The organism is Bradyrhizobium ingae (assembly GCF_055791185.1).
The window spans coordinates 175,860-183,426 of sequence record NZ_JBVUBB010000013.1; the positions used below are offsets into that span (position 1 = coordinate 175,860).

9 protein-coding genes are annotated in these 7,567 nt (G+C 63.4%); 5 read left to right on the top strand and 4 right to left on the bottom strand.

The genetic code is table 11. From position 1 onward, the window contains the following. Positions 1 to 30: 30 nt before the first annotated feature. Entirely contained in the window at positions 31 to 1,620 is a 1,590-nt protein-coding gene (locus tag ACV1FX_RS20755; RefSeq protein ID WP_473119406.1) for a L,D-transpeptidase, read from the bottom strand. A gap of 208 nt (positions 1,621 to 1,828) precedes the next feature. Here ACV1FX_RS20755 and ACV1FX_RS20760 point away from each other — a divergent pair, with 208 nt between their 5' ends. Continuing rightward, a complete protein-coding gene (locus ACV1FX_RS20760; RefSeq protein WP_473119407.1) occupies positions 1,829 to 2,377 on the top strand; it encodes a CreA family protein in 549 nt (182 codons plus the stop codon). Here ACV1FX_RS20760 and ACV1FX_RS20765 read toward each other — a convergent pair. After that, entirely contained in the window at positions 2,367 to 2,570 is a 204-nt protein-coding gene (locus ACV1FX_RS20765; protein WP_473119408.1) for a hypothetical protein, read from the bottom strand. The two genes, ACV1FX_RS20760 and ACV1FX_RS20765, sit on opposite strands and share 11 nt — an antisense overlap. Before the next feature lie 393 nt (positions 2,571 to 2,963). Here ACV1FX_RS20765 and ACV1FX_RS20770 point away from each other — a divergent pair, with 393 nt between their 5' ends. Next, a complete protein-coding gene (locus tag ACV1FX_RS20770) occupies positions 2,964 to 3,128 on the top strand; it encodes a hypothetical protein (RefSeq protein ID WP_473119409.1) in 165 nt (54 codons plus the stop codon). A gap of 35 nt (positions 3,129 to 3,163) precedes the next feature. Next, positions 3,164 to 3,529, top strand: a complete 366-nt coding sequence (locus ACV1FX_RS20775; RefSeq protein WP_473119420.1) for a hypothetical protein — start codon at positions 3,164 to 3,166, stop codon at positions 3,527 to 3,529. Positions 3,530 to 3,537: 8 nt separating this feature from the next. Here ACV1FX_RS20775 and ACV1FX_RS20780 read toward each other — a convergent pair whose 3' ends face one another. After that, positions 3,538 to 3,783, bottom strand: a complete 246-nt coding sequence (locus ACV1FX_RS20780) for a DUF6719 family protein (RefSeq protein ID WP_473119410.1) — start codon at positions 3,781 to 3,783, stop codon at positions 3,538 to 3,540. Between the two features lie 67 nt (positions 3,784 to 3,850). Beyond that, positions 3,851 to 5,335: a MocR-like pyridoxine biosynthesis transcription factor PdxR gene (gene pdxR, locus ACV1FX_RS20785; protein ID WP_473119411.1), complete on the bottom strand. Its 1,485-nt coding sequence runs from the start codon at positions 5,333 to 5,335 to the stop codon at positions 3,851 to 3,853. Between the two features lie 74 nt (positions 5,336 to 5,409). Here pdxR and ACV1FX_RS20790 point away from each other — a divergent pair, with 74 nt between their 5' ends. Both ACV1FX_RS20790 and ACV1FX_RS20795 read left to right on the top strand, forming a co-directional pair. Beyond that, positions 5,410 to 6,135, top strand: coding sequence for a pyridoxamine 5'-phosphate oxidase family protein (locus ACV1FX_RS20790; RefSeq protein WP_473119412.1), 726 nt, complete (start codon positions 5,410 to 5,412; stop codon positions 6,133 to 6,135). A 50-nt stretch (positions 6,136 to 6,185) separates the two neighbouring features. Then, positions 6,186 to 7,463: an ArgE/DapE family deacylase gene (locus ACV1FX_RS20795; RefSeq protein WP_473119413.1), complete on the top strand. Its 1,278-nt coding sequence runs from the start codon at positions 6,186 to 6,188 to the stop codon at positions 7,461 to 7,463. Positions 7,464 to 7,567 lie beyond the last annotated feature (104 nt).

Below are 7,567 nucleotides of genomic sequence, written 5' to 3' on the forward strand. Positions count from 1 at the left end.
GTCGGCGCTCAACACCACGTTATGCGGGGCCTAGTGCAGACGGACGATAAAGTCGGTGCCTTCGCCGGTCTCACCCTGGTTGATGCCCTGGTCGGAGACGATGATCGAGCTGCCGGTGGTCAGCATCTCGTTGATCTTCGCCATGGTGTCGGCGGGGATCGAGACGCGATCGAGCGCCTCGGCCGGACTATCCGGCATGATCACGGGCTTTGCGGCGATCGGGATAACGCCGGCCATGCGCTGGCGGCGCGTCATGCGGCTCTCGTCGTCACGCTCCACCGAGCGAACGGCAACGGGCAGCGACACCACCGACCAATGCAGCGCGTTGGCGTCCCCCTTGTCGGCTTCCGCGGTGAAGACATGCGTGCCGAGCGGACGATCGCTGGCCGCGATCGTCACAGGCGCTTCGAACAGCGGCGAAAAGTTCTGCCGCACATAGATCTTGGAATCCTTGCGGCTGATGAAGACCGCGATCTGCCCCGCGCGCTTCGGCAACTCGGGCTTTGCCGCTGGCGCGGGTTCGGTGACGCGGGTCTGATCCTTTGTCGCGTCGGCGGCGGGCTGCGCAGGTGTCGTCGCAGTGCTGGCGTCGGACTTCTTGACCTCGGTCGCTTCAGCCTTTGCAGGTTCAGGCTTTTCAGGTTCAAGCTTGGCGGCCGCTTCGTCCGATTGTGGTTTTGCCGACTCGGAAGTGGCAGCAGTTTTCGCACCGTCCGTTTTCACGTCCTCGTTCGGAGCGGCCTTGTCGGCTTCCTCGCGCGCCATCGCGTTGCCGATGGTTGCGCCTGATATCACGGTGTGACCGACGGTCGAGCGCAGTTCCACCGCCGGCTCGGCGCTTGCGCTCTTGATCTCGGCAGCGGCTTTGGTCTCTTCGGCCTTGCTCTCAGGAGACTTTGTCGCGGGCGTGCCCTTGTCTGCCTTGTCGGCCACCGTCGTCGAAGGCTGATCCAGGCTCGCCGCGGGTTGAGGCGGAACGCGCAGGCTCGCGAGCAGGGGATGGGAGAAATTGTGCGGCGTCATCTCGCCGGGCGTGACGATCACCCGCGCGCCCATCCTGGTCCAATTCCACATCTTCACGGCGAATGCCATCGGCATACGGATGCACCCGTGGGAGGCCGGATAGCCGGGCAGGACGCCGGCATGCATGGCGACACCCGACCAGGTGATGCGCTGCATGTACGGCATCGGCGCGCCGCTATAGATGTTGGAATGGTGGAATTTGTGTTTCTGGATGACGCTGAAGACTCCCATCGGCGTGGGATGGCCCTTCATGCCGGTCGACACCGGCGATTGCGCGAACACGCCGTTGGAATCGTAGACCGTCATCCTCTGACGGTCGATCGAGATAGCGATGACCAGCGGCCCTTGTGGCTTGGCGCCGGCCTCCTTCTCCCCGATCTCCTTCTTGCCCGGAATGGCACTGCGCTTGTGCGGCTTCGCACGCTCGATTCGCGGCTGCGGCTGGTGGTAGTACGACCCGTCGTTATAGTCCGACCAGTAATACATCGCGGCTTCCGCCTGGGTCGTGGTGCCAATCGCACCCGCCGCCGTCAAAATGGCGACCCGCCACAACCGCGCCTTTGCGGCAGAAGAACCGGTCACGCTCACGCTATTCATCCTCGAATCCGTCATCCAAATCAGTAGTTAGTCTCGCAGAGGGGATACGCGTTCACCAGCAGGGCGGTTCTGCGATCAGGTACATTTGCCTGAGCCGTAGCAAAAAAGCCTCACAGAGGGGTAAACGGCGGCCGCGCGGGTGGGCTGCTCGCCTTCCTGATCAGCCCTCTCATCCCTACATTGCAGGGACTTGTTACCGGAGAACTTCATGTCATCTCGTTTCCCCGGTCTTTCCGGCATGCGCTTGAAAGGCCTCGCTTTATTCCTCCTGCTCGCGGCCGTGCCGACCGGCTTCGCCCAAGCCGCCGACGAGCCTGATCTGATCTTCCGTCGCTCCACCGTCTTCAAATGGCTGAGCCCGAACGATAAGCTCGCGACCTATGGCCTTGATGATCCCGAGGTCGAGGGCGTGGCCTGTCATTTCACGGTGCCGGAGAAGGGCGGTTTCAAGGGCTGGCTGGGGCTCGCGGAGGAGGTGTCTGACATCTCGCTTGCCTGCCGGCAGGTCGGTCCGATCAAGTTCAAGGACAAGCTGGAGCAGGGCGACGACATGTTCCGCAGGCGTCGCTCGCTATTCTTCAAGAAGATGCAGATTGTGCGCGGCTGCGATACCAAGCGCAACGTGCTGGTCTACATGGTCTATTCTGACAAGCTGATCGAAGGTTCGCCGAAGAACTCGACCTCGAGCGTGCCGATCATGCCTTGGGGGCCGACGGACACCAGCGTTCAGAAGTGCGGCGACTTCTTCACCCAGTGATGAGACTGCGGCTGACGCGTGGCTTTGCCAGAAGCGAGCCGCTCAGCCGCACGAATGCCTGCGGGGCAGCCTCATAGCCCCGGTCGGATTGCAGCGCCATCGCGCCGGTGGCGCTGCGCTGCGTCGGTGTCTCGTTGGCGCGGTCCGAGCCGTGGTCCGCGTCGCGCGCCATTGCGCGATCTGCCGCCGTCATGATGGCCATCCCTCAACCCTGAGCCTCGGTTTGGTGCCGGGCTTATCGCTGTTCGAAGGCTTCCGTCGCCGCTGGTCCATCCCCGGTTCAGCGGAACTTCGCGCTTCTTTGGCTCTTCTTCAGCAGAGAAACGTAAAATGCGTGTGAAGCGTCTGCTTCGGGACAGTGACCAAAGCACGTGCGGGGCGATTGCGCGTGTCGGGAAGCTCGGGAGGCCGCCGATGGCCGCAGACGGAGCCTCACTGAAATGATTGAGGTTTTTGACTTAATGTTTCGTCGTATCCGCGCCGATGAAACAATTCTCACGAAGATGAAACCATTTTCCCGTTTTGGCGCATCACGCATGAAACCGCTCATGGTTATCAACCCGGCCAGCGGAACTGGAGACTTCACATGCGGGCGCTCAGCTTCATCCTTGCTTTCGGCTTCGTCCTCGCCGGGTCCTCGCTGGCCGGAACGAGCGACAGCGGACTGCCGGGCGTCGGGACCTTCGCCTATAGCGGCTCGCCGGTTGGGGCCAAGGCGCCTCAGCCGATCGTGATGGCCGCACGTCTCTGATCGCAAGAAAAAGACCAGCAAGATCAAGAAAAGCCATCATGTTTCGCATCTGCGCCGCAGCTTTCCTCGCGTTCTCTTTTACGGTCACCGCGGCCCAGGCTCAGGTGCGCTCTCCCAACAGGTTACCGGATCCGCGCACCGACTTCGTGCGCCAATGCGCGCCGCACATGCTCGGGCGCTGGGCGCATCCGGAGGAGGTTTGTGGCTGCCTGCATGATCATGCCGTCGCCGTCGTCGAGGACCGCGACCTGCGTGAGGCGCTGCTTCGCGGCATCGGCGAGACCGGCGTGCCGACCATCGAGAACGAATGGGTACCGCTCGCAAAGCAGTCCGAGATCGGACCGACCTTCACCAAGATCGCCAAGCCGACCCTTCAGTGCATGTTCGATCCGGCGAAGTAACTGGCAAGCTATTTCGACTTCGGTCCGAAGCGTGCCACGCATGACCGCGTCCGCACGACGCCGCTTTCGGTCATCTTCGCACCGCGCACTTCCTTGATCTGCCCGGCCGGGCAGGTGCCGTCATCGACCATCACGCGCTGGCCAAGCCGCAAGTCGACGATATCCTGCTCACGTCCCACCGTGCCGGCGTGCGCCAGCGTTATTGTTGACGCGGCAAGCAGCGCGCACACGCAGATCGCGCGGAAATGGAGCATGATGAGAATCCCGGCCTCGATGTGCCGATGTTAGAAAGCCGCGCGCGATTCTCATAGTGAACCTTCGTCATGTGCGCCGCGCCGACTTGTCGCTGCCGCCGAGCGCGGCCAGCGATTGTGTCGCGAGTTTCTCGGCCGACGCCACCAGTTGCGGAATCGAATGGCCGGAAAAGCCGAGGACGAAACCGGGCAGGGGACTGACGCGCGCATAGGTGTCGGCGAGCAGCCAGCCTTCCGCGCCGGCCGCCTGCTTGGCCTGCGAGGCAACGCGCAAATCCACCGACGGATCGAACCGCGCGACCAGATGCAGACCTTGCGAGGGTACCGGAACCGACAGGTGTCCGTCGGACGCGGCCTGAAGCGTCGCAGCCAGCGCATCACGCGCCTCGCGATAGAGTTTCCGCACCCGCTTCAGGTTGGCGGCGAAGGCGCCGGAATTGAGCATGTCCGCGACCGCGCCCTCCATCAGCGTGCCGGGAAAGCGGTCGAGCGCGGCGCGTGCGGTCGTAACCGTGCCGACCAGCCGCTCCGGCATCGCGCAATAGCCGATCCGCAGACCCGGAAACAATGTCTTGGCGAAGGTGCCCATGTAGATCACGCGCTCGAGCTGATCGATGCCGGCAAGCGACATCAGGGGCGCGCCGTCATAGCGGAACTCACTATCGTAATCGTCCTCCAGCACGAAGGCGCCGGCTTCTTTCGCCCAGTCCAGAAGCTCGAGCCGGCGCGGCATAGACATTTGCACACCCAGCGGAAACTGATGCGACGGCGTGACATAGGCCGCGCGCGCCCTCGGTGCCGCGGCGCGGCCCCTGGCGACGCGCAGGCCATGCTCGTCGACCGGCACGGAGATAGCGCGATAGCCGCTACGGAGCATCGCCTCGCGGGCGGTGGGGTATCCGGGATCCTCGCACCAGATTTGGTCGTTGGGCTTCAGGATCACGCTGAGCACGACACGCAGCGCGTGCAGCGTGCCTGATGTCAGCATGATCTGGTCGGGATCGCAGCGCAGGCCGCGCGCCGCAAGCAGATGATCGGCAACCGCGAGGCGCAGCTCGCGGCTGCCGCGGGGATCGCCATAATGCAGATGTTCGCTGCCGAAGGCGCGCATGCGACGGCCGACGAAGCCGCGGAAGCGCTGCAGTGATCGCTCGTCGATATAGGTGCAACCAAGCGCCAGCGCGCTCTGCCGCGGGGCTTCAACGGTGATCGTCGGCTTGCGCGCATCGCTCGCACGGGACGGAATTTTCGCGGCGACGAACGTGCCGGAGCCGACGGTCGCTTCGGCAAATCCATCGGCGATCAGCCGCTCATAGGCCGTGACGACGGCGTTGCGCCGGAAGCCGGCCTGTTTCGCCAGTGTCCGCGACGGCGGCAGCGGCTCGCCCGGCCTGACCAGGCCTTCCACGATCGCGTGGCAGAGCGCCTGATAGAGCCGATGCGCCGAGGAAGCGGTCGCCGTGATGTGCGCTCCCGCGAAATCGAGCGGCAGCTCGGCCTTGCGCGGCGGAGCTTTCGGGGACGGCTTCGAATTGGTCGGAATTTTTCGCATACAATTGGAACTATCGCAGACCAAATGAGCCGCTACAACGCCTTCCGGGTTCAATTGTCACGACAGGAGCCGCCGTGTCCGACGGGATCGCCACCACGTCCTATCCGATCTCCCAGCGTAATCGGGTGAAACGCCTGCACGAGCGCGGCGCCTACGATCGCGCCACCGTTCACCGCATCCTCGACTCGTCGATGCTGTGCCACGTCTCCTATGTGATCGATGGCCAGCCCTATTGCACGCCGACCTTCTTCTGGCGGGAAGGGACCAAGCTCTATTGGCACGGCTCCAGCGCGAGCCGCATGTTGCGCAACCAGTCGGAAGGCCAGAGAGTCTGTCTCACCGTTGCACATCTCGACAGCCTCGTGCTGGCGCGCTGCGGCTTCAACCACTCGGCGGATTATCGCGCCGTGATGGCCTTCGGCACCGCGCACCTGGTGACCGATCCCGACGAAAAACAGCGGGCACTTGTCGCCATGGTCGATCGACTCTATCCCGGGCGTACTGCGGGGCTGCGCCAGAGCAGCACGCAGGAGATCAAGGCGACGTCCTTCATCGCAATGCAGATCGAGGAGGCGTCAGCCAAGGTTCGCAGCAAGGGGATTGGCGACGACGAGGAAGACTACGCACTGCCGATCTATGCGGAGCGCATTCCCATTCGAACTGTGCTTGGCGCCCCCGAGCCTTGCAAGCGCCTGATCGACGGCGTCACGCGGCCGGCGACGCTGAATGGCTATTCGGAAGGCCGACTGCTCGAAGATGCATTGCTGGATGCCTATTTTCAGGAGTACCCGGAGGGCTGAAATCGGCTAGCTTCGCGGCGTTCTTTGGAATGCCTGACGGAGTTGCCAGCATGAAAGCCGAGACGCAGCAGAGGATTCTCGACGCCGTCGATGCTCGCTTCGAGGCCCAGCTTGCGACCACACGCGATTTCGTCGCGATCCCCTCGACCCGCGGCGCAGAAGGGCCCTGTCAGGACATGATGGGCGACCTCCTTCGCGCACGCGGCTATGAGGTCGACGATTGGCACATTAACGTCGATGAACTCAGGGATCTGCGCGGCTTCGGTCCCATCGAGCACGATTTCTCCAAAGCGCGCACGGTGGTCGGAACCTACCGCCCGCAAACGAGCGGCGGCAAATCGCTGATCCTGCAAGGCCATTGCGACGTCGTGCCGGCGGGGCCGCTGGAGCTCTGGGACACTCCGCCATTCTCGCCGGTGATCAAGGACGGCAAGATGTATGGCCGCGGTGCCTGTGACATGAAGTCCGGCACAATCGGCGCGCTCTACGCGCTCGATGCGATCAAGGCTGCAGGCTTTCGGCCCACGGCGCGGATCCATTTTCAGTCCGTGATCGAGGAGGAAAGCACCGGCGTCGGTGCGCTCTCGACGCTCCAGCGCGGCTATCGGGCGGACGCCTGCTTCATTCCGGAGCCGACCGGCGGCAAGATGGTGCGCTCGCAGGTCGGCGTGATCTGGTTCCGCCTGCGCGTGAAGGGGCATCCGACCCATGTGGCGTTTGCCGGCTCTGGCGCCAACGCGATCATGGCGGCCTATCATCTGATCCAGGCGCTGCAGAAGCTCGAGATCGAATGGAACGAGCGCGCCAAGAGTGATCGTCACTTCAAGACGCTCAATCATCCCATCAACTTCAACCCCGGCATCATCAAGGGCGGCGACTGGGCCTCCAGCGTGCCTGCCTGGTGCGACGTCGATTGCCGCATCGCCGTGCTGCCGGGCTGGCCGATCGCCGATCACCAGAAAGAGATTCTTGCTTGTGTTGCGGTTGCGGCACGCAACCACCGCTTCCTCGCCAACAATCCGCCCGAGGTCGAATGGTCGGGCTTCCTGTCGGAAGGCTATGAGCTCACCGACGCGGCCGCGCCCGAAGCTGCTTTCGGCAAGGCGTTCAACGCCATCTATGGCGGCGCGGTCGAAGACCTCGTCTTCACCGCGCTCACCGACACACGCTTCTATGGTCTGAACCACGGCATCCCCAGCCTTTGCTTCGGCCCCTCCGGCGGCGAGATTCATGGCTTCAACGAATATGTCGATCTGGAGTCGCTGAAGAAGTCGACCAAGGCGATGGCGCTGTTCATCGCGGAATGGTGCGGGGTGGAGAAGGCGTAGCGTTCTCTCTTCTCGCAATGACGGGCGGGGTAGCCTCGCTTCCCCCGCTTCCGCTCGGAACAGGGGCGGCACAAACTGCTTTAAGCTTAAAATAAAGACTAGGA

Coding starts and splice junctions, on each gene's coding strand:
- ACV1FX_RS20795 (WP_473119413.1), top strand. CDS start 6,186: ATGAAAGCCGAGACGCAGCAGAGGATTCTCGACGCCGTCGATGCTCGC.
- ACV1FX_RS20765 (WP_473119408.1), bottom strand. CDS start 2,570: ATGACGGCGGCAGATCGCGCAATGGCGCGCGACGCGGACCACGGCTCG.
- ACV1FX_RS20770 (WP_473119409.1), top strand. CDS start 2,964: ATGCGGGCGCTCAGCTTCATCCTTGCTTTCGGCTTCGTCCTCGCCGGG.
- ACV1FX_RS20755 (WP_473119406.1), bottom strand. CDS start 1,620: ATGAATAGCGTGAGCGTGACCGGTTCTTCTGCCGCAAAGGCGCGGTTG.
- ACV1FX_RS20780 (WP_473119410.1), bottom strand. CDS start 3,783: ATGCTCCATTTCCGCGCGATCTGCGTGTGCGCGCTGCTTGCCGCGTCA.
- pdxR (WP_473119411.1), bottom strand. CDS start 5,335: ATGCGAAAAATTCCGACCAATTCGAAGCCGTCCCCGAAAGCTCCGCCG.
- ACV1FX_RS20760 (WP_473119407.1), top strand. CDS start 1,829: ATGTCATCTCGTTTCCCCGGTCTTTCCGGCATGCGCTTGAAAGGCCTC.